This is a genomic window from Rhodopseudomonas sp., assembly GCF_013377015.1.
Classification (GTDB): Bacteria; Pseudomonadota; Alphaproteobacteria; order Rhizobiales; family Xanthobacteraceae; genus JARJEH01.
Genome location: NZ_JACABA010000001.1, coordinates 582,565 through 601,316, shown reverse-complemented (window position 1 = coordinate 601,316; position 18,752 = coordinate 582,565). Strand labels below are relative to the sequence as shown.

Here is an 18,752-nt window from a genome sequence, read left to right as displayed (position 1 = left end):
CCGCATGCCGTCGCTGATCGATCTCAACCTGGAAGGCCGGCAGGTGCAGCGGCATCGGCCGTGGCCGCGCACCGTGGTCGACAGCGCGGTGTGGAGCTTTGCCGCCCGCATGCTGGCAGAGCGGCGCTGGAGCCTGCTGTCGCTGTGGGGCGAGCCGAGCATGGTGCACATGGCGCTGTTCGATTCCCGCACCGCCGAGATCGGCGTGGTCAGCCTGGACTGCCCGGACAATCTCTTTCCCTCGATCGCGGCCAATCATCCGCCGGCGTTGCGGCTGGAGCGCAGCATCGCCGATCTGTTCGGGCTGGTCGCCGACGGCGCGCACGACACGCGGCCGTGGCTCGATCACGGCCAATGGGGCGTCCGCGCGCCGCTGGGCGACCCGGTTGAAATGTCCTCGCCGGCGCCGCCCTATCGCTTCCTGCCGGTGGAAGGCGAGGGTGTGCATCAGGCCGCGGTCGGGCCGGTCCATGCCGGCATCATCGAGCCGGGGCATTTTCGCTTCTCGGTCAGCGGCGAGACCGCGGTGCGGCTGGAGCAGCGGCTGGGCTACGTTCACAAGGGCATCGAGGGGCTGATGGCGGGCGCCGATCTGGCGCGCGCCGCGCAGCTCGCCGGCCGGGTCTCCGGCGACAGCACCGTCGCCTATGCCTATGCATTCTCGCGCGCGACGGAGGCGGCGTTGGAGCCGGTCGTACCCGCGCGCGCGGTCTGGCTGCGCGCGCTGTGCGCCGAGCTGGAACGCCTCGCCAACCATCTCGGCGACATCGGCGCGATCTGTAACGACGCCGCCTTCGCGCTGCTGTTGGCGCATTTCGGCGTATTGCGCGAGGGCGTTCTGCGCGCCGCCGATACCGCCTTTGGTCATCGCCTGATGCGCGACGTGATCGTGCCCGGCGGCGTCGCCTGCGATCTCAACGACGCCGGCAAGGCGGCGATCCGCGCCGCGCTCGGCGCCATTCGCAAGCAGTTTCCGGAACTGGTCGAACTCTACGACAACACCGCGTCGCTGCAGGATCGCACCGTGTCGACCGGCATTCTCAGGCCGGACTTGGCCGCGCAATACTGCGCCGGCGGCTTTGTCGGCCGCGCGTCCGGCCGCGCATTCGACACGCGGCGGACGCTGGCCTACGCACCCTATAAGGATCTGCGCTTCGAGGTGCCGGTGCTGGAGCAGGGCGACGTCAATGCCCGGGTCTGGATCCGGATCCGCGAGGTCGAGCAGAGCCTGGCGCTGATCGAGCAGATTCTCGATCAATTGCCACGCGGCGAGATTCTGGCGCAGCTTCCGCAGCGCGAGGGGCCATGCGAGGGCATGGCGCTGGTCGAGGGCTTTCGCGGTGACGTGCTGGTCTGGCTGCGGCTGCGCGACGGCCGCGTCGAGCGCTGCCATCTGCGCGACCCGTCGTGGTTTCAATGGCCGCTGCTGGAAGCCGCGATCGAAGGCAACATCGTCGCCGACTTCCCGCTCTGCAACAAATCGTTCAACTGCTCTTATTCCGGTCAGGACCTCTAGGCGATGCGCAAGCTGCTGTTTGAAAGCCTGTTCCGGCTGCCGCTCACGGAAGCCGCGCCGGCGCTGGACGATGCCGAGGTTCAGGAACTGGCGACGCTGGTCGGAACCGCGGCGCGGCGCAGCCTCGGCCGAAGCCTGTCGATCCGCGAAGTCGACGCCGGGTCCTGCAACGGCTGCGAGCTGGAAATCCACGCGCTCAACAACGCCTATTACGACGTCGAGCGGTTCGGCATCCGCTTCGTCGCCTCGCCGCGCCACGCCGACGTGCTGCTGGTGACCGGCCCGGTAACGAAGAATATGCGCGAGGCGTTGCTGCGCACCTACGAGGCGGTGCCCGGTCCGAAATGGGTGGTGGCGCTTGGCGATTGCGCCAAGGACGGCGGCTGCTTCGCCGGCAGCTACGCGGTGGTCGGCGGCGTATCGGAGGTGATTCCGGTCGACCTGCACATTCCCGGGTGCCCGCCGCCGCCACTCGACATCCTGCGCGGGCTGCTGGCGCTGCTCGACCGCGCGGCGGTCGGCTCGGTGGCGTCTTGATTACTCAACCTTGGTCATTCCGGGGCGCGCGCAGCGATAGCTGCGAGCGAACCCGGAATCTTGCCACGATACGCAGTGCGTGCCGCAAGATTCCGGGTTCGCTCGGCCTGCGGCCGCGCGCCCCGGAATGACGTCGGCGAATGGGGCAGGTTGCGCTGCTCAGCTCTTACGCTTCGGCAGATCGACCCGGGCATCGACAAATTCCGGCGGCCCCTCGGTGAGCCTGGCGATCCGCCGGTCGCGTTCGTCGGCAGGTGCTTCGGGATCGATCAACTGATCGATCTGCATCGCGGCCAGTTCGATGGCACGGCCCGTCCGCGCTGTCCTGGCGGGCGTCGCGGCAGGGACGACGGTTAGTCCGAGTCTGACCAGGCGGCCGATCGCTTCCGAACGCGTTACCCTGTTCCGGGCCGCCCACGCATCCACCGCCTCCAGCGTCGCATCGTCCAGCAAGCCGGAGCTAATCCCGGTTGGAGGGGTGTCTGGCGTCGCGTTCGGTGGGGCCGGTTGGTCGCTCATGTATTAGCAGTAGCTGAAAAGTCCGCCTTGCGGAAGCACGACTTCCGTACCGCGCCGCGCGCCGCGTAGTTGCCGCGCGGCTTGACCGACGGCGCGCGCCGGAAACTAACCGGATTTAGCCTTGGCAAACACGGCTGGCGGCACCGCCGGCGCCTTGCCGCGCACCCGCTGCGCCGCCGCCGGAATCAAGATCGGTAAGCATATCCAACGAGATTCGTATTGTGCCTTGGGGCTTAGTCAAATTTTAAGTCGCCGGGCGTAGGTTGCCATTGTGAGTTGAGTGGTTGAGAGTTTGTGAGTACGCCATGACAGAACCCCATCGCCCGAGGGTCAAATATGTCATCGGGCCCGACGGTAGTCCGTTAACGATTGCGGATCTTCCGGCACCCGGGACAAAACGGTGGGTCATCCGCCGTAAGGCAGAAGTCGTCGCGGCGGTTCGCGGTGGCCTGCTCTCCCTCGAGGAAGCCTGCAGCCGCTATACGCTGACCGTGGACGAGTTTCTGTCCTGGCAGTTCTCGATCGACCAGCATGGCCTCGCCGGCCTGCGCACCACCCGAATCCAGCAATACCGCCAATAGGGCTTTCTTTCCAATTCATTAACAAGTCGCTGAAAGCCGGACTCTTTGCAGGAGTGCGGCATTTGGCATTTTTCGGGTTTCTTTACCTCCGTTAAGGATCGTTAACCTTATCGAAACCATCCCATAGGCAAGATTTGCCTAGTCGGCTTGTCATGCCGAATCGAGGGGCTGGTCCGTTGCAGAGTCTGGTGAGCTTCCTGAAAGGCTTGGGTGCGGCCCGGCTGATGGCGATGATTGCCGTCACTGCCGCGCTGATCGGATTCTTCGCCTTTGTCATCATGCGCGTGACCACGCCTCAGATGACCACGCTGTTCACCGACCTTAGCGTCGAAGACTCCTCCGGCATCATCAAGGACCTGGAACGCCAGGGCATTCCCTTCGAACTGAAGAACGACGGCGCCATCATCATGGTGCCGAAGGACAAGGTCACCCGGCTGCGAATGAAGCTGGCCGAAGGCGGCCTGCCCAAGGGCGGCGGCGTCGGTTACGAGATCTTCGACAAGTCCGACGCGCTCGGCACCACCAGTTTCGTTCAGAACATCAATCATCTGCGGGCGCTCGAGGGCGAATTGGCACGCACCATCCGGGCCATCGACCGGATCCAGGCCGCAAGGGTGCATCTGGTGCTGCCGGAACGGCCGTTGTTTTCGCGGGAGACGCCGGAGCCGTCGGCCTCGATCGTGCTGCGGGTGCGCGGCGCGCTGGAGCCGCAGCAGGTTCGCGCCATCCGCCACGTCGTCGCCTCCGCGGTCAACGGCTTGAAGCCGGGCCGGGTGTCGATTGTCGACGAGGCCGGCCAACTGCTCGCCGACGGCGCCGCCGGCGATCCGGCCAGCGACGGCGCCACCGGCGACGAACGCCGCGCCGGCTTCGAGAAGCGGATGCGCAACCAGGTCGAGGCGATCGTCTCCTCGGTGGTCGGGAGCGGTCGCGCCCGGGTCCAGCTCACAGCCGATTTCGACTACAACAAGGTGACGCAAACCTCCGACCGATTCGATCCCGAAGGCCGCGTTCTGCGCTCGAGCCAGTCGCGCGAAGAATCCTCGGCGACCGCTGGTCCGTCCGACGGCCAGGTCACCGTCAACAACGAGCTTCCTGGCAATCAGGGTCAAGGCGGCGCCACCGCGCGCGACCAGAGCAAGAAGACCGAGGAAACCAACAATTACGAGATTTCCCGCGTCACCAAGACCGAGGTGACCGAAGCCGGCCGGGTTAACCGGATCTCGGTCGCGGTGCTGGTCGACGGCATCTACACCAAGAATGAAAAGGGCGAGATGGTCTATTCCGAGCGCACCAAGGACCAGCTCGACCGCATCGCGGCGTTGGTGCGTTCGGCGATCGGCTTTGACCAGAAGCGCGGTGACCAGGTCGAGATCGTCAATCTGAAATTTGCCGAAGGCCCGACCGTGCCGCCGATCGCCGAGCCCACCGGGCTGCTCGGCATGCTGCAATTTACAAAGGACGACGTGATGTATGTCATCGAACTTGGGGTGATGATGCTGCTCGGTCTGGTGGTGATGTTCATGGTGATCCGGCCGCTGGTCCGGCGCATCCTGGCGTCCGAGCCCGTTCCCGAAGTCTCCTCGATACCTGCGCTGACCGACGCCACCGGCCAGCAGCTCGGTCCCGATGGCCAGCCGCTGCCGGCCGGCCCCAGCATGATCGACATCGCCCAGGTTCAAGGCCAGGTGCACGCCCAGTCGGTGCACCGGGTCGGCGAACTCGCCGAGCGCAATCCCAACGAAACCGCGGCCATTGTTCGTCAATGGCTGACCGAGCCGGCGTGATCTGACATGGCAGTCCCGCAGACCACAGGTGACAACAGCAACGACATCGCCAGCGTCGTCGCGACGCTGGCGCAACGCCAGGGCGGTCGGCCGCCGAGCAAGCCGATTTCGGGTCCGAAGCGCGCGGCGATCCTGATGCTGGCACTGGGCGAGCAGTATGGCGGCAAGATCTGGGCCCTGCTCGACGACGAGGAGGTTCGCGAACTCTCGGTGGTGATGTCGTCGCTCGGCACCATCGAGCCCGAAGTAGTGGAAGACCTGCTGCTGGAATTCGTGTCGCGGATGTCGGCGTCGGGGGCGCTGATGGGCACGTTCGACGCCACCGAACGGCTGCTGCAGAAATACCTGCCGTCGGATCGCGTCAGCGGCATCATGGAAGAAATCCGCGGTCCGGCCGGCCGCAACATGTGGGAGAAGCTCTCCAACGTGCAGGAAGAGGTGCTGGCGAACTACCTCAAGAACGAATATCCGCAGACCACCGCGGTGGTGCTGTCGAAGCTGAAGTCCGAACACGCCGCGCGGGTGCTGGCGATCCTGCCGGAAGACATGGCGCTCGACGTGATCGGCCGGATGCTGAAGATGGAAGCGGTGCAGAAGGACGTGATCGAGAGCGTGGAAAAGACCCTGCGTTCCGAATTCATGTCCAACCTGTCGCAGACACGGCGGCGCGACGCCCACGAGGTGATGGCGGAAATCTTCAACAATTTCGATCGCCAGACCGAGACCCGCTTCATCACCTCGCTGGAAGAGGAAAACCGCGAAGCCGCCGAGCGCATCAAGGCACTGATGTTTACCTTCGACGATCTGGTCAAGCTCGACGCCGGATCGGCGCAGACCCTGATGCGTCAGGTCGACAAGGACAAGCTCGGCATCGCGCTGAAGAGCGCCAACGAAGAAGTCCGCGCCTTCTTCCTCGGCAACATGTCGTCGCGCGCCGGCAAGATGCTGCTCGACGACATGGCGGCGCTCGGCCCGGTGCGGTTACGCGACGTCGACGAGGCGCAGGCGCTGCTGGTGAATCTGGCCAAGGACCTCGCAGCGAAGGGTGAAATCGTGCTGACCAAGAACCGCGCCGACGACGAGCTGGTGTACTGATGGCCGCGCCCGCGAAATATCTATTCGACATGGACTTCGGGGTGCCGGACAAGGCCCGCGAGAAACCCGCGACCGCCGCCGAGATCGCCGAGCAGGTCGCCGCCGGCGAGGCGCGGGGTTATCGCGCCGGCTTCGACGCCGCTCAGCGCGAAGCCAAGGTCGAGAGCGACCGCCGCATGGCGTCGGCGCTGGAGCAGATCGGCGCTGCGATCGGCAGCATCGCCCGCGGGTTGTCCGGTGTCGAAATCCGGATGGAAACCGAAGCGGTCGAGGTCGCGGTTTCGGTCGCGCGCAAGCTCTGCGGCGAATTGATCGCGACTGAGCCTCTGACCGAGATCACCGCGCTGGTGGCGGATTGCTTCCGGCATCTGGTCTCGACGCCGCATCTGGTGGTGCGGATCAACGACCAACTGCTTGAAGCCGCCCGCGAGCGGATCGAGCGGCTGGCCAAGCAAAGCGGCTTCGAGGGCCGCCTCGTGCTGCTGGCCGAGCCCGAAATCGAGACTGGCGATTGCAGGATCGAATGGGCGGATGGCGGCGTGGTGCTCGAGCGCGCGGCGATCGAAGCGAAGATCAGTGAATTGGTGGGCCGCTACATGGCGTCCCGCAATGAAGCCGGCCAGTCCCGGAGTTGAGGAACCAAGATGAGTGACAATGAAGGCCAGGTGCCGCTTCCGGATCTCAATAGCGCCGACGCGCCGCCCTTGGGCGACGTCGCCTACAACGACGAAGAGCAGGTCTCGCGGATCGCCGCCGATCTCGAGGCGGTGTTCGACGTCCCGGTGCAGGTGTCGGCCGTGCTCGGCCGTTCCAAGATGGACGTCGGCGAACTGCTGAAACTCGGACCCGGCACCGTGCTGGAACTCGATCGCAGGGTCGGCGAAGCGATCGACATCTACGTCAACAACCGATTGGTGGCGCGAGGCGAGGTGGTGCTGGTCGAGGACAAGCTCGGCGTCACCATGACGGAAATCATCAAGGCGGAACGCGCCTAACACTTAGAGCCGGCGGATTTCGCGGCAGGATAACAGGAGCAACCCATGCGGCTTCTCATCGTTGGTACCTTGAAGGGCCAGCTTACGACGGCCACCAAGATCGCCATGGACAATGGCGCCTCCGTGACGCACGCGGAGAACAACGAACAGGCGATGCGGGTGCTGCGCGGCGGCAAGGGCGCCGACCTGCTGCTGGTCGACGTCGCGCTCGACATCCGCGATCTGGTGATGCGGCTTGAAGCCGAGCACATCCACGTGCCGATCGTCGCCTGCGGCATCGCCACCGACGCCCGCGCCGCGGTCGCCGCGATCCACGCCGGCGCCAAGGAATACATCCCGCTGCCGCCGGATCCGGAGCTGATCGCCGCGGTGCTGGCCGCGGTCGCCAACGATTCCCGCGAACTGGTGTATCGCGACGAGGCGATGGCCAAGGTGGTGAAGCTGGCGCAGCAGATCGCAGGCTCGGACGCCTCGGTGATGATCACCGGCGAATCCGGCACCGGCAAGGAGGTGATGGCGCGCTACGTCCACACCCGCTCCAACCGCGCCAAGAAGCCGTTCATCAGCATCAACTGCGCGGCGATCCCCGAGCACTTGCTGGAATCCGAATTGTTCGGCCATGAGAAGGGCGCCTTCACCGGCGCGATCGCGCGCCGGATCGGCAAGTTCGAGGAGGCCACCGGCGGCACGCTGCTGCTCGACGAAATCTCCGAAATGGACGTCCGGCTGCAGTCGAAGCTGCTGCGCGCGATCCAGGAGCGGGTGATCGACCGCGTCGGCGGCACCCGCCCGGTGCCGATCGACATCCGCATCATCGCCACCTCGAACCGCAACCTCGCCGACGCGGTGCGCGAAGGCACGTTCCGCGAGGATCTGCTGTTCCGGCTCAACGTCGTCAATCTGAAGATCCCGCCGCTGCGCGAGCGGCCCGCCGACATTCTCGAGCTGGCGCAGCATTTCGCCCGCAAATATGCCGACGCCAATGGCGTGCCGGTGCGGCCGATTTCCGCCGACGCGCGCCGCGTGCTGACCAGCAATCGCTGGCAGGGCAACGTCCGCGAATTGGAAAACACCATCCACCGCTCGGTGCTGATGGCGCAGGGCGACGAGATCGGCGCCGACGCGATCCTGACGCCCGACGGCGACCGGCTCGATCTGCAGAAGACCGTGCCGGCGGTGGCGCACGCCACCTTCGCGGCCGAACAGGTCACGCGCGCGCTGGTCGGGCGCACGGTCGCCGATGTCGAGCGCGACCTGATCCTGGAGACGCTGAAACATTGCCTCGGCAACCGCACCCACGCCGCCAACATCCTCGGCATCTCGATCCGCACGCTGCGCAACAAGCTGAACGAATATGCCGACGGCGGCCTGCCGGTGACCCCGGCCGGCTCCGGCGAATACCGGGCGTTCGTCGCGACGGCATAGGGCGGGTCTACGAGCCCTGTATGCTGATCCCCGAGTTTTGGCCGCCGGGATTGGTATTTCTTTCGGGCTGGAGGACCACCTGCAACGAATCTTCCAGTCTTTGTGGCCATGAGGCCAGCTCTTGCACTCCTCGGAATCTTTCAAGGCTTCCGGATGGCTTTTTTTCCGAATGACGAAACAATTGCGGCGGCTGCGCGTCTTTGACCCGCAGGCCCGGTTGGCATATTATGTTTTCGTGGATTGCTTACCGGTAAGCACATCGCACGATTTAGGCCAAGGACAGCTTGCCAATGGCAGCCTTTGCGGTACTCGCCCCGATCGACAACTCTGTCCTTCCCGGAATAATCAATTCGCGATTTCCCAAACACTATGCGATCGGCCCCGGACAATGGGTTGTTGCCGAGACCGGCGTGACGGCGCAGCAAGTTGCGGACCGGATAGGCCTAAATGGTGCAGCGGGTCAATTTGTAGTATTTTCCATTGCTGGCCACTACGGGTATTTCCGTAAGGATCTTTGGGAGTGGCTAACTCTTAATTCAGGGTAGCGTTCGTGGCGAAGGATCGAACAACCATTCAAACGCCCGATCCCGGTGTGGGGACGCCCCCGCGCGACTCTGGTCGCTCGCTAGATGTTTTGCAAACTGAGTTGGCAAAAATTCAAGTTGATGGAGATTACACCAAGAAATTTCTGGGTGAACTTCAAGCGGATATGCGCGATATCCGGGATCGCATGGCCAAGCTTGAAGTGAAGGTTGACCATCTTCCAAGTAAGGGGTTCATTGTTGTTGTCGTCACGACGTTCTTAGTCATCGCCGGCGGGCTCATGACTATTGCTCCTAAACTGTGGAGCTGGGCCGGAACTGCAACAATATCTGCATCGACCACTAGATAACACCTCGAAGTCTCATACTGGGCACTACACGCTCGTACTCACGAATATTTCGGTGCGTCGGGCTTTCTGAAAATATGGATCGGCTCGCCGGGCGCGAGGTTTGGCGCGGTGAGCATGCGATAGGTGTAAAGCGCCAGATACAGGCAGGCGAGGGCGCCGACGCCGTAAGCGAGCCAGATCGCGACGCGTTTCATCCTATGCTCCGCACCATCATGTGGCGCGGCTGATTTCGCATCGTCAGTCCGGCCGCGTCACGCCCGGAATAGCGATCTTACTTCCGGAAGTCGATGCTGCGAAGGATGATGCCCGCGGGCTTGCCTTCCAGTTCGGAATTGGAGAATTTCAGTCCGGCCTTCTCCTCGATGCTGGCGCGCAGCCGCATGAACTGCTCCTCGCGCAGAGCCGCCGGCGTGCGTTTCGCGCCGTCGAGATCGTCCATCGCCGTGGTGCTGATCGCGCAGGGGACCTCGGTGAGATCGTTCATCATCGAGAACAGAACCACCGACCGGTCCATGTCATAGCCCTGGAACTTGCCGCTGTTGAAAGCCATTTGATAACTCCGACGATTGAAGTGGTGCGAAACTAGGACGAAGGCGCGGCCGCATCCTGGCGCTGCGCTTCCGCCAGATCGGTGGCGTCGACGGAAATCATTTCCATCGACGAATGGTGCGGCGGCGCGGCCGGGATCGTGATCATGGTGGCGATGCGCCGGAACGAGGCGAACGACAGCCCCTCGATCATCTCCTCGTCGGTCACCACGTCATAGGCGCCGGCCGGCAGCAGCCGATCGATCCCGGCGAGCCGGAACGGATGATGGAAGGTCAAGGTCTCTCGGCGCGTTCTGGTGGTCACGAGCACCTTCCTGCACGCTTGGGCGTGGCGACACGGAGCGAGGGCTCGGATTGCGCGGTGTGCGGATCCGGGCTTGGCGGATCGCCGCGCGGGATGTGGGCAATTGCAGCGATGCTGTGCGCTCTTTCGCTCGCAATAGCTATTCTATTCTGGCTGCGACGCCGCTTGGCGCCTGCAAACAGGGCTTACAACCTTGCTTTTGGGCATTTGTATCGCCATCTTTGTGATTATACTGATCAATGCGCGACATGGAGGGCGGACGGCAGTTGCTTGCGCCTGCGGCTTGTCAAAATGCAGGCGCTGACGGCGATCGTCATCGCGGAACGTTGAACAACATCCCGCGTTGCTGTCGGCCCGCCCCAACTCATTGAGGACTTGTCTGATGAAGCTTCGCGTCGGCTACGAGATGATCTACGATTTTCCACAGCCGACTCCGATGCTGATGGTGCTCGGAGTGCACTACACTCGCGCCTCCGACGTGATCGTCCCGGACTTCCTCACCACCGATCCGGTGGTGCCGATCACGCCCTATCGCGATGGCTTCGGCAATTGGTGCAGCCGCATCGTCGCGCCGGCCGGCCGGATGCGGCTCGCAGCCGACGGCATCGTTCGCGATCTCGGTCCGCCCGATCCGGTGGTGCCGGACGCGATCCAGCATGCCGTCGAGGACCTGCCGGCGGAGACCATCGTCTATCTGCTCGGCAGTCGCTATTGCGACACCGATCGGTTGTCCGACGTCGCCTGGCAGATGTTCGGATCGACAGCGCCGGGATGGCCGCGGGTCCAGGCGATCTGCGATTTCGTGCACAACCACATCGCATTCAATTATCAACACGCCCGACCCACCCGCACCGCCTGGGACGCGTTTGAGGAAGGTCGCGGCGTCTGTCGCGACTACGCGCATCTGGCGATCGCCTTCTGCCGCTGCATGAACATTCCGGCGCGCTATTGCACCGGCTATCTGGGCGACGTCGGCACGCCGAAGCCGTGGGGTGTCGGCGATTTCGCCGGCTGGTTCGAGGCCTATCTGGGCGGCCATTGGCACACCTTCGATCCGCGCAACAATATCCCGCGACTGGGCCGCGTGCTGATCGCGCAAGGCCGCGACGCTGCCGACGTGCCGATCACCCATACCTTTGGCCCAAACACCCTGGTCTCCTTCAAGGTCTGGACCGACGAGATCGACGAGAGCGCCGGAGTCTTGCGCTAAGCGCCCGATTGGCTAGCTTGCGCGCCTGAGTCGGCGCTTTCGGGCGCGGCTGGCCGCATTCCAGAGATCCCATGCCGACCTTTACCCCGCATCAGGATGCCGCGCTGAAAGCCGTCGCCGACTGGCTGAAGGCCAAGCCCGGCAAGGCCGGCACGCCGCCGGTATTCCGGCTGTTCGGCTATGCCGGCACTGGCAAGACCACGCTGGCGCGCCACATCGCCGACGGCGTTAGCGGCGAGGTGAAGTTCGCGGCGTTTACCGGCAAGGCGGCGCTGGTGATGCGCAACAAGGGCTGCGATGGAGCCTCGACGATTCATTCGCTGATCTATCGCGCCCGCGAATCCGGCGTCGAGCAGCCGAGCTTCGAATTATGGGACGACGCGCCGGCCTCGAAGGCCAAGCTGATCGTGATCGACGAATGCTCGATGGTCGATGAGGAACTCGGCCGCGATCTGATGTCGTTCGAGTGTCCGCTGCTGGTGCTCGGCGATCCGGCGCAGCTGCCGCCGATCCAGGGCGGCGGCTACTTCACTAATTGCGAACCCGACGTGATGCTGACCGAGGTACACCGCCAGGCTCAGGACGATCCGATCGTCCGGATGTCGATGGACGTGCGCGAGGGCCGCGAGCTCGACATCGGCCGCTACGGCGAAAGCCAGGTGGTGTCGCGCGATGAACTCGACCCGCAGCGGGTGATGCAGGCGGACCAGGTGCTGGTCGGCCGCAACGCCACGCGGCGCGCCTACAACATGCGGTTCCGGAAGCGGCTCGACATCGAGGACCCGTTGCCGGTGGCCGGCGACAAGCTGGTCTGCCTGCGCAACAACCGCAAGAAGGCGCTGTTCAACGGCGGGCTGTGGCGGGTCAAGTCGCGCGCCGCGTCGAAGTCGCAGATCATCACCATGCGCCTCGCGCCGGACGAGGATTTCGGCGGCAAGGTGACCAAGGTTTCGGTGCGCGGCGACTGCTTCGGCGGCGCGATCGAGGAGATCCCGTGGGAGCAGCGCAAGCCCTATGACGAGTTCGACTACGGCTACGTGCTAACCGTGCACAAATCGCAGGGCTCGCAATGGGACGACGTGGTGCTGTTCGACGAGAGTTTCGCGTTCCAGGAGAGCCGCGCGCGCTGGCTCTATACCGGCATCACAAGAGCGGCGAAGCGGCTCAGCATCGTGGTGTGAACGTCGAACATTGATGTCATTCCGGGACGCGAGGCCGCAGGCCGAGCCAACCCGGAATCTCGCTCAGCGCCCGGCTTTGCCGCAAGATTCCGGGTTCGCGCGAGCTTCGCTCTCGCGCCCCGGAATGACCAGCGTAAGTGCCGCCTAGAACGCGTGCCGTGCGACGAACGTCATCCGCCACGGATTGTGCCCGATATTGCGCGGTGCGCGGGTGGCGGTGAGGCCGGCCGCTTTCAGCTTGGCGATCATCTCGGCCTCGCTGTAGCGCTGCAGCCCGATCTTGGCGCGCAGCTGGCGATAGTCGGACATCGCGGTGCGCGCCAGTCCCCATAGCGCGTCCTTGATGAAGCCGTGGCTCGCCGCGAAGCGCAGCAGCGCGGCGACGTCCTTAGCCATGCCGACGTCGGGCTGCAGGATGTCGCCGAGCACCAGCTTGCCGCTGGGCTTGAGCAATTTACCGATCACCGCGAAGGCGGTGTCGAGCTCCGCCGGCGTCATGTATTGCGCCACCGAATTCATCACCGCGAGATCGACGGAGTTTTCCTCCATCTTCCTGAGATCGTCGAGCGAGCGCACCCTGATCTTGGTGTTGGGCGCGAACCGGGCGATCAGTCGGCCGCGCACGCCGGGCGCGGGCTCGGCGAGGATCAGCTTGCCGCAGGCGTCCGCGACCTGCGCCGCCGATAGCGCTTCGCCGCAGGCATAGTCCAGCACCGTGGCGTCGGGCGATGAGATGTAGCCGACGATGTCCCGGGCGATCTCCTCGAAGTGCACGTCGCGATGCAGCTTGCTGACGTAGATCGTATGCGTGGAGTCGTAATAGTCGATCCAGTCGTCCATGATTTCGGTCCGGCAATGGGTGTTCCGGTGTGGGAACCGGATTTCGACAAGAGCGTTAGAAGGTCCGACGGGCGGTGTCCATGCCGTCAATGTCCGGTTCCTAACAGGAAGGTTCATCGTGAGCAAAGCCAGGTCTGACAAGGTGTCCCCCGAACTCGATACGCCGACCGATCTGCCGCGGCAGGCGGTCGAAAAGATCTCGTCGACCCTCAACGTGGTGCTGGCCGACGCCTTCGCGCTGTATCTGAAGACCAAGAATTTCCATTGGCATGTCAGCGGCAGGCATTTCCGCGACTACCATCTGCTGCTCGACGAGCAGGCCGACCAGATCTTCGCCACTACCGACGCGCTGGCGGAGCGGGTCCGCAAGGTCGGCGGCACCACGCTGCGCTCGATCGGCCAGATCGCCAAATTGCAGACCATCCAGGATAACAACGAAGACTATGTGCCGCCGCGCGAGATGCTGCGCGAACTGATGAACGACAACAAGAAAGTCGCCGCGGCGATGCGCAAGGCGCACAAGACCGTCGACGACCTCGAGGACGCCGCCACCGCGGGCCTGCTGGAAAATTTCATCGACGAGACCGAGCGCCGCACCTGGTTCCTGTTCGAGGCCAGCCGCCGGGAAGGCGACAACGCGGCGTAGCGTCGATCGGCCTCGACCTAGCACAATACCCTCATTCTGAGGAGCGGCGTCTTCGCCGCGTCTCGAAGGATGAGGATGTTGTCGCCCATCCTTCGAGACGCGCGCCGAAGCGGCGCGCTCCTCAGGATGAGACCCTGGATGTGGACAGGCGGATCACGGCCATCGATCGGTCAGCGAACCGCTTGCGTGGTTCCCGGAATCTCGAATACCAGACATGTGGTGGTGGCATGAGCCAGCAGCCGGCCTTTCGCGTCGGTGATCCGCGCTTCAGCGGTGGCGGTGCGGCGCCCGACATTCAACGTCCGGCCTTCGGTGCGCACCGCGCCGCTGTCCTGGGTCATGCCCTTGATGAAGCTGATCTTGAATTCCAGCGTGGTGTAGCCCTGGCCCGGCGGCAGCATCGAGTGCACCGCCAGCCCCATCGCCGAATCCAGCAAGGTGGCGGCATAGCCGCCATGCACCGAGCCGATCGGATTGTAGTGCCGGAACCCGGGAACCGAGTGCATCACCACCACGCCGGGCTCGGCGCTGGTGTCGAACGGCTCGACGGTCTGCATGATCGGCGGCGCCGGCAGCTTGCCGTCGAAGATCGCGCGGACGAAGTCGAGGCCCGGCATCGCCGCCATCACGTGAGTCGGGGTGACGCCATATTCGATGGCAGGCGAGGGGCGGTCGTCCATGGGTGCGTGCTCCGGGGGGCGTTAATATGATGGACATCATATCAATCGACGGCGAATAACGCCAGCCATTTTGCTGCGGCGTTTCCGCGTCATGGCTAGGCGTGTCGCGGCCATCCACGGAAGCGAGCACTGCATTGCGCCGTCATTCCGGGGCGCGAGCCGGCAGGCGAGCGAACCCGGAATCTCCCCACAAGGCAGGGCATGCGAGTGTCGCAAGATTCCGGGTTCGCGCGCAGCTTGCGCTGCGCACGCCCCGGAATGACGGTTTCATTGTGAAGGGCGTAGCGCGCAGAACGATGCTTACGCGCCCTTGTTCGCCCGCATCAAATCGGTGAAGCGGCGGAACAGATAGTGCGAGTCGCGCGGGCCGGGCGAGGCTTCGGGGTGGTACTGCACCGAGAACACCGGTCTGTCGGCCAGCGCGATACCGCAATTGCTGTCGTCGAACAGCGAGACGTGGGTCTGCTGCACATTGGCGGGCAGCGAGTCCTTGTCGACCGCGAAACCGTGGTTCATCGAGGTGATCTCGACTTTGCCGGTGGTGAGGTCCTTGACCGGATGGTTGGCGCCGTGATGGCCCTGATGCATCTTCACGGTCCGGCCGCCGAGCGCGAGGCCCAGCATCTGGTGGCCGAGGCAGATGCCGAAGGTCGGCACGCCGGAGGCGATCACATCCTTGATCACCGGCACCGCATATTTGCCGGTCGCGGCGGGATCGCCGGGGCCGTTCGACAGGAACACGCCGTCCGGCTTCATCGCCAGAATGTCGTCCGACGAGGTGGTGGCCGGCACCACCGTGATCTTGCAGCCTTCGCCGGCCAACAGCCGCAGGATGTTGCGCTTGATGCCGTAATCGATGGCGACGACGTTGAATTCCGGCGCGGTCTGGCGGCCGAACCCGGTTTCCCAGACCCACGGCGTCTCGTCCCAGTCAAAGCGCTGGCCGGAGGTGACCATCGGCACCAGGTCCATGCCCTCGAGGCCGGGCCATTCGCGGGCTTCTTCCTTCAGCGCGTGCAGGTCGAACACGCCGTTTTCGGCATGCGCGATCACCGCGTTGGGCATGCCCTTGCTGCGGATCAGCGCGGTCAGCGCGCGGGTGTCGATGCCGGACAGGCCGATGATGCCGCGTGCCTTCAGCCAGGCGTCGAGATGGCGCGACGAGCGGTAATTCGACGGATCGGTGATCGCGGCGCGCAGAATTACCCCGCGCGCGCTTGGCGTCGCCGCCATGTTGACCGTCTCGATGTCCTCGTCATTGGTGCCGACATTGCCGATATGCGGGAAGGTGAAGGTGATTAGCTGCCCGGCATAGGATGGGTCAGTGAGGATTTCCTCGTACCCGGTCATCGCGGTGTTGAAACAGACTTCGCCGACGGCGTGGCCCTCCGCGCCGAGGCCGAAGCCTTCGAACACGGTGCCATCGGCAAGCACGAGGAGCGCGGTCGGCTTGAGGTCCGGCCAGGCTGGATTGGTTTCTGAGGTCGTCATGAGCGCATTACATAGTCGTCGTATCCGCCGCCGTCAAAGCCGGAAACCGTCGGTTCCCCGGAGTTTTGTCGCTATTTGACAGGTTCCGCCCAGCAACTAGGGTCGGCGCCGCGCCGGACGGCGAATTTGCCGCCGCGGAGGGGGAATCCATGGACAATTCGATGCCGATTCTACTGGTTCCGGGGCTCGGCGGCTCGCCGCGGATCTATGCGCCGCTGCTCCCGGCGCTGTGGCGCCACGGCCCGGTGACGGTCGCCAATCACATCCGCGACGATTCGATTGGCGCGATCGCGCGTCGGATTCTGGCCGAGGCGCCGCCGCGCTTCGCGCTGGCCGGCCATTCGATGGGCGGCTACATCGCCTTCGAGATCATGCGGCAGGCGCCGGAGCGAGTGGCGAAACTGGCCCTGCTCAACACCCAGGCGCGGCCCGACGACGACGCGGCAAAGGAGCGCCGCCGCGGCATGATCGAGCGGATCGAGGCCGGCGGCTACAACGCCGGGATCGCTACGATGATTCCCGGCTTCCTGCATCCCTCGCGCGCCGAAGACCCCGAATTGCGCCGGGTGATCTACGAGATGGCCGACGATATCGGCCCCGACGCCTTCGTGCGGCAGCTGATCGCGATCATCGGGCGGGCGGATTCGCGGCCGACGCTGGCGCAGATCACCTGCCCGACGCTGGTGCTGAGCGGCGATCAGGACAACACGCTGTCGAACGCGCTCTCGGTCGAGATCGCGGACGGGATCCCGGGCGCCAGACTGGTGATCATTCCGGAGTGTGGGCACCTGTCGCAGATCGAGCGGCCGGAAGCGGTGACCGCCGCGCTGCTGGGCTGGCTGGCGAACTGAGTTGTTTCGCGCGTCCGAACGGCCTAAATCAGCCCGACGAACAGGCGGCGCGACGCGTCGCGACAGGAGCCAATGATGTTGCGCGAAAATATCAACAACGCGGTCAAGGACGCGATGCGGGCCAAGGACGAGCGCAAGCTGTCGACGCTGCGGATGGTGAATTCGACCATCAAGAACGCCGACATTGAGGCGCGTGGGCAGGGCAAGCCGCCGCTCAGCGACGGCGACCTGCTCGGCGTGTTCCAGAAGATGATCAAGCAGCGCCAGGAATCGGTCGAACTCTACGACAAGGGCGGTCGCGCCGAACTCGCCGATCAGGAGCGCGCCGAGATCGCCATCATCCAGTCCTATCTGCCGAGCCAGATGTCGGAGGACGAGGTCAAGGCCACGATCGCCGCGACCATCGCGGAATCCGGCGCCGTCGGCATCAAGGACATGGGCAAGGTGATCGCCGCGCTGAAGGCGAAATACGCCGGCCAAATGGATTTCGGCAAGGCCAGCGGCTTGGTCAAGGCGGCGCTGACGAGCTGAGCGGGCGCTTCTCTTCACCTCTCCCCGCAAGCGGGGCGAGGGAGCGCGCCGCCGTTGCGGCTGCTCATCGCCAAAATTTCCTTTCAGCGCTCCTACCTCTCACTCGGTCATTCCGGGGCGCGAGCCCGCAGGGCGAGCGAACCCGGAATCTTGCGGCAAAGCAGAGCGCAGAGCGAGATTCCGGGTTCGCTCGCAGCGAAGCTGCTCGCGCCCCTGAATGACAAAGACGATTTCGCCGTAACTGATCGATTGACGCGCCCGGCGGCGCGGCCAACAATGGCCGCCAACAAATAATAATATCAGGGAGGATGTCGATGACCTCGATCTCCGGAACAAGCGACCCCGTGGTGCGGCGCATCAAGGCGGCCGATATCGCCGACGCGCTGAGCCAGGGCCTGCGCGATTTCCAGGCCGCGCCGTGGTTCGGTCTGGCGTTCGGCGCGATCTACGCCGTCGGCGGCATGGTGATCGTGCTGTCGCTCACCGCTTTCGGCATGGTCTATCTGGCCTATCCGCTGGCCGCCGGCTTTGCGCTGATCGGCCCGTTCGTCGCCATTGGTCTGTATGAAGTCAGCCGGCAGCGCGAGGTCGGGCAGAAGCCGTCGCTGCGGGGGATCTGGGCGATGATCCGCAGCCGCAGCGAACTCGGCTGGATGGCGTTCGTCACGCTGTTCGTCTTCATCATCTGGATGTATCAGGTCCGGCTGCTGATCGCGCTGCTGCTCGGGTTGAACGCCTCGTTCGGCTCCTTGCGCGAATTCCTCACCGTGGTGCTGACCACCAATGAGGGGCTGTTGTTCCTGGCGATCGGCAATGTGGTCGGCGCCGCGCTGTCGCTGGTGCTGTTCTCGCTGACGGTGGTGTCGTTCCCGCTGCTGCTCGATCGCGATGTCGATTTCGTCACCGCGATGATCACCAGCGTGCGCGCGGTGGTGACCAGCCCGGCGCCGATGATCGGCTGGGCCGCCGTCATCGTGGTGCTGCTGATCGTCTCGGCGCTGCCCTATTTCATCGGCCTGGTGGTGACGCTGCCGGTGCTCGGCCACGCCACCTGGCATCTGTACCGCCATCTGGTCGCGCCGGTACCGACCGCTGCGGGGTAGTCGCGGCTCTCGCGGTCGTG

23 protein-coding genes are annotated in these 18,752 nt (G+C 64.6%); 16 read left to right on the top strand and 7 right to left on the bottom strand.

The window, feature by feature from the left end:
* Positions 1-4 precede the first annotated feature (4 nt).
* Together HXX15_RS02950 and HXX15_RS02945 are read left to right on the top strand one after the other, a co-directional pair.
* Complete coding sequence (locus HXX15_RS02950; protein WP_296512466.1) at positions 5-1,516, top strand: NADH-quinone oxidoreductase subunit C; 1,512 nt, start codon at positions 5-7, stop codon at positions 1,514-1,516.
* 3 nt (positions 1,517-1,519) lie between these two features.
* Positions 1,520-2,053, top strand: coding sequence for an NADH-quinone oxidoreductase subunit B family protein (locus tag HXX15_RS02945; protein WP_296512464.1), 534 nt, complete (start codon positions 1,520-1,522; stop codon positions 2,051-2,053).
* Positions 2,054-2,212: 159 nt separating this feature from the next.
* Here HXX15_RS02945 and HXX15_RS02940 read toward each other — a convergent pair whose 3' ends face one another.
* A complete protein-coding gene (locus tag HXX15_RS02940) occupies positions 2,213-2,506 on the bottom strand; it encodes a hypothetical protein (RefSeq protein ID WP_296512462.1) in 294 nt (97 codons plus the stop codon).
* Between the two features lie 371 nt (positions 2,507-2,877).
* On the opposite strand from HXX15_RS02940, the gene HXX15_RS02935 reads away from it, so the two are divergent.
* The 8 genes from HXX15_RS02935 (at position 2,878) to HXX15_RS02900 (ending at position 9,347) form a co-directional block, all read left to right on the top strand.
* On the top strand, positions 2,878-3,153 hold the full coding sequence (locus tag HXX15_RS02935; RefSeq protein ID WP_002714638.1) for a DUF1153 domain-containing protein: 276 nt from the start codon (positions 2,878-2,880) through the stop codon (positions 3,151-3,153).
* 176 nt (positions 3,154-3,329) lie between these two features.
* Positions 3,330-4,940 carry a flagellar basal-body MS-ring/collar protein FliF gene (gene fliF / locus HXX15_RS02930; protein WP_296512459.1) on the top strand — a complete coding sequence of 537 codons (1,611 nt, stop codon included), beginning with the start codon at positions 3,330-3,332 and terminating at the stop codon, positions 4,938-4,940.
* 6 nt (positions 4,941-4,946) lie between these two features.
* Positions 4,947-6,035, top strand: a complete 1,089-nt coding sequence (fliG, locus tag HXX15_RS02925) for a flagellar motor switch protein FliG (RefSeq protein ID WP_296512457.1) — start codon at positions 4,947-4,949, stop codon at positions 6,033-6,035.
* The gene (locus HXX15_RS02920; protein WP_296512454.1) at positions 6,035-6,670 is read left to right on the top strand and encodes a FliH/SctL family protein; all 636 of its coding nucleotides are present in this window, start codon (positions 6,035-6,037) and stop codon (positions 6,668-6,670) included. Before fliG ends, HXX15_RS02920 begins: the two co-directional genes overlap by 1 nt.
* A 9-nt stretch (positions 6,671-6,679) precedes the next feature.
* The gene (gene fliN / locus HXX15_RS02915) at positions 6,680-7,030 is read left to right on the top strand and encodes a flagellar motor switch protein FliN (protein WP_296512453.1); all 351 of its coding nucleotides are present in this window, start codon (positions 6,680-6,682) and stop codon (positions 7,028-7,030) included.
* 45 nt (positions 7,031-7,075) lie between these two features.
* Entirely contained in the window at positions 7,076-8,455 is a 1,380-nt protein-coding gene (locus HXX15_RS02910) for a sigma-54 dependent transcriptional regulator (protein ID WP_296512451.1), read from the top strand.
* 290 nt (positions 8,456-8,745) lie between these two features.
* Positions 8,746-9,000, top strand: a complete 255-nt coding sequence (locus HXX15_RS02905) for a hypothetical protein (RefSeq protein WP_296512449.1) — start codon at positions 8,746-8,748, stop codon at positions 8,998-9,000.
* A gap of 5 nt (positions 9,001-9,005) precedes the next feature.
* Positions 9,006-9,347, top strand: a complete 342-nt coding sequence (locus tag HXX15_RS02900) for a hypothetical protein (RefSeq protein ID WP_296512447.1) — start codon at positions 9,006-9,008, stop codon at positions 9,345-9,347.
* A gap of 38 nt (positions 9,348-9,385) precedes the next feature.
* Here HXX15_RS02900 and HXX15_RS02895 read toward each other — a convergent pair whose 3' ends face one another.
* The 3 genes from HXX15_RS02895 to HXX15_RS02885 all read right to left on the bottom strand — a co-directional run bounded on the left by HXX15_RS02895 (position 9,386) and on the right by HXX15_RS02885 (position 10,199).
* Positions 9,386-9,541: a hypothetical protein gene (locus tag HXX15_RS02895; RefSeq protein WP_296512445.1), complete on the bottom strand. Its 156-nt coding sequence runs from the start codon at positions 9,539-9,541 to the stop codon at positions 9,386-9,388.
* A 77-nt stretch (positions 9,542-9,618) separates the two neighbouring features.
* Complete coding sequence (locus HXX15_RS02890) at positions 9,619-9,897, bottom strand: DUF1488 domain-containing protein (protein ID WP_296512444.1); 279 nt, start codon at positions 9,895-9,897, stop codon at positions 9,619-9,621.
* 32 nt (positions 9,898-9,929) lie between these two features.
* A complete protein-coding gene (locus tag HXX15_RS02885; RefSeq protein WP_296512442.1) occupies positions 9,930-10,199 on the bottom strand; it encodes a hypothetical protein in 270 nt (89 codons plus the stop codon).
* 382 nt (positions 10,200-10,581) lie between these two features.
* Between HXX15_RS02885 and HXX15_RS02880 the strand changes: the two genes are divergently transcribed.
* Complete coding sequence (locus HXX15_RS02880; protein WP_296512440.1) at positions 10,582-11,409, top strand: transglutaminase family protein; 828 nt, start codon at positions 10,582-10,584, stop codon at positions 11,407-11,409.
* A gap of 71 nt (positions 11,410-11,480) precedes the next feature.
* Complete coding sequence (locus HXX15_RS02875) at positions 11,481-12,590, top strand: ATP-dependent RecD-like DNA helicase (RefSeq protein WP_296512439.1); 1,110 nt, start codon at positions 11,481-11,483, stop codon at positions 12,588-12,590.
* Between the two features lie 144 nt (positions 12,591-12,734).
* Here the strand turns inward: HXX15_RS02875 and HXX15_RS02870 are convergent, their stop codons facing one another.
* Positions 12,735-13,430: a class I SAM-dependent methyltransferase gene (locus HXX15_RS02870; protein WP_296512437.1), complete on the bottom strand. Its 696-nt coding sequence runs from the start codon at positions 13,428-13,430 to the stop codon at positions 12,735-12,737.
* 118 nt (positions 13,431-13,548) lie between these two features.
* Here HXX15_RS02870 and HXX15_RS02865 point away from each other — a divergent pair, with 118 nt between their 5' ends.
* The gene (locus tag HXX15_RS02865) at positions 13,549-14,076 is read left to right on the top strand and encodes a DNA starvation/stationary phase protection protein (RefSeq protein WP_296512435.1); all 528 of its coding nucleotides are present in this window, start codon (positions 13,549-13,551) and stop codon (positions 14,074-14,076) included.
* A gap of 170 nt (positions 14,077-14,246) precedes the next feature.
* Here the strand turns inward: HXX15_RS02865 and HXX15_RS02860 are convergent, their stop codons facing one another.
* Both HXX15_RS02860 and carA read right to left on the bottom strand, forming a co-directional pair.
* Positions 14,247-14,756, bottom strand: coding sequence for a PaaI family thioesterase (locus tag HXX15_RS02860; RefSeq protein WP_296512433.1), 510 nt, complete (start codon positions 14,754-14,756; stop codon positions 14,247-14,249).
* A gap of 300 nt (positions 14,757-15,056) precedes the next feature.
* Positions 15,057-16,247: a glutamine-hydrolyzing carbamoyl-phosphate synthase small subunit gene (carA, locus tag HXX15_RS02855; protein WP_296512431.1), complete on the bottom strand. Its 1,191-nt coding sequence runs from the start codon at positions 16,245-16,247 to the stop codon at positions 15,057-15,059.
* 149 nt (positions 16,248-16,396) lie between these two features.
* Here carA and HXX15_RS02850 point away from each other — a divergent pair, with 149 nt between their 5' ends.
* The 3 genes from HXX15_RS02850 to HXX15_RS02840 all read left to right on the top strand — a co-directional run bounded on the left by HXX15_RS02850 (position 16,397) and on the right by HXX15_RS02840 (position 18,732).
* Positions 16,397-17,098: an alpha/beta fold hydrolase gene (locus HXX15_RS02850; RefSeq protein WP_296512429.1), complete on the top strand. Its 702-nt coding sequence runs from the start codon at positions 16,397-16,399 to the stop codon at positions 17,096-17,098.
* A 75-nt stretch (positions 17,099-17,173) separates the two neighbouring features.
* Positions 17,174-17,629 (top strand): GatB/YqeY domain-containing protein, encoded by a 456-nt coding sequence (locus HXX15_RS02845; protein ID WP_296512426.1) that lies wholly within the window; start codon positions 17,174-17,176, stop codon positions 17,627-17,629.
* Between the two features lie 314 nt (positions 17,630-17,943).
* Positions 17,944-18,732, top strand: a complete 789-nt coding sequence (locus HXX15_RS02840; RefSeq protein WP_296512423.1) for a DUF2189 domain-containing protein — start codon at positions 17,944-17,946, stop codon at positions 18,730-18,732.
* Positions 18,733-18,752: the final 20 nt, after the last annotated feature.

What these genes read in the sequence shown, in the direction of transcription:
- HXX15_RS02840 (WP_296512423.1), top strand. Translation starts at nt 17,944, where the DNA reads ATGACCTCGATCTCCGGAACAAGCGACCCCGTGGTGCGGCGCATCAAG.
- HXX15_RS02890 (WP_296512444.1), bottom strand. Translation starts at nt 9,897, where the DNA reads ATGGCTTTCAACAGCGGCAAGTTCCAGGGCTATGACATGGACCGGTCG.
- HXX15_RS02845 (WP_296512426.1), top strand. Translation starts at nt 17,174, where the DNA reads ATGTTGCGCGAAAATATCAACAACGCGGTCAAGGACGCGATGCGGGCC.
- HXX15_RS02905 (WP_296512449.1), top strand. Translation starts at nt 8,746, where the DNA reads ATGGCAGCCTTTGCGGTACTCGCCCCGATCGACAACTCTGTCCTTCCC.
- HXX15_RS02945 (WP_296512464.1), top strand. Translation starts at nt 1,520, where the DNA reads ATGCGCAAGCTGCTGTTTGAAAGCCTGTTCCGGCTGCCGCTCACGGAA.
- HXX15_RS02875 (WP_296512439.1), top strand. Translation starts at nt 11,481, where the DNA reads ATGCCGACCTTTACCCCGCATCAGGATGCCGCGCTGAAAGCCGTCGCC.
- HXX15_RS02860 (WP_296512433.1), bottom strand. Translation starts at nt 14,756, where the DNA reads ATGGACGACCGCCCCTCGCCTGCCATCGAATATGGCGTCACCCCGACT.
- HXX15_RS02935 (WP_002714638.1), top strand. Translation starts at nt 2,878, where the DNA reads ATGACAGAACCCCATCGCCCGAGGGTCAAATATGTCATCGGGCCCGAC.
- HXX15_RS02910 (WP_296512451.1), top strand. Translation starts at nt 7,076, where the DNA reads ATGCGGCTTCTCATCGTTGGTACCTTGAAGGGCCAGCTTACGACGGCC.
- carA (WP_296512431.1), bottom strand. Translation starts at nt 16,247, where the DNA reads ATGACGACCTCAGAAACCAATCCAGCCTGGCCGGACCTCAAGCCGACC.
- HXX15_RS02850 (WP_296512429.1), top strand. Translation starts at nt 16,397, where the DNA reads ATGGACAATTCGATGCCGATTCTACTGGTTCCGGGGCTCGGCGGCTCG.
- fliN (WP_296512453.1), top strand. Translation starts at nt 6,680, where the DNA reads ATGAGTGACAATGAAGGCCAGGTGCCGCTTCCGGATCTCAATAGCGCC.
- HXX15_RS02895 (WP_296512445.1), bottom strand. Translation starts at nt 9,541, where the DNA reads ATGAAACGCGTCGCGATCTGGCTCGCTTACGGCGTCGGCGCCCTCGCC.
- HXX15_RS02950 (WP_296512466.1), top strand. Translation starts at nt 5, where the DNA reads ATGCCGTCGCTGATCGATCTCAACCTGGAAGGCCGGCAGGTGCAGCGG.
- fliG (WP_296512457.1), top strand. Translation starts at nt 4,947, where the DNA reads ATGGCAGTCCCGCAGACCACAGGTGACAACAGCAACGACATCGCCAGC.
- HXX15_RS02920 (WP_296512454.1), top strand. Translation starts at nt 6,035, where the DNA reads ATGGCCGCGCCCGCGAAATATCTATTCGACATGGACTTCGGGGTGCCG.
- HXX15_RS02880 (WP_296512440.1), top strand. Translation starts at nt 10,582, where the DNA reads ATGAAGCTTCGCGTCGGCTACGAGATGATCTACGATTTTCCACAGCCG.
- HXX15_RS02870 (WP_296512437.1), bottom strand. Translation starts at nt 13,430, where the DNA reads ATGGACGACTGGATCGACTATTACGACTCCACGCATACGATCTACGTC.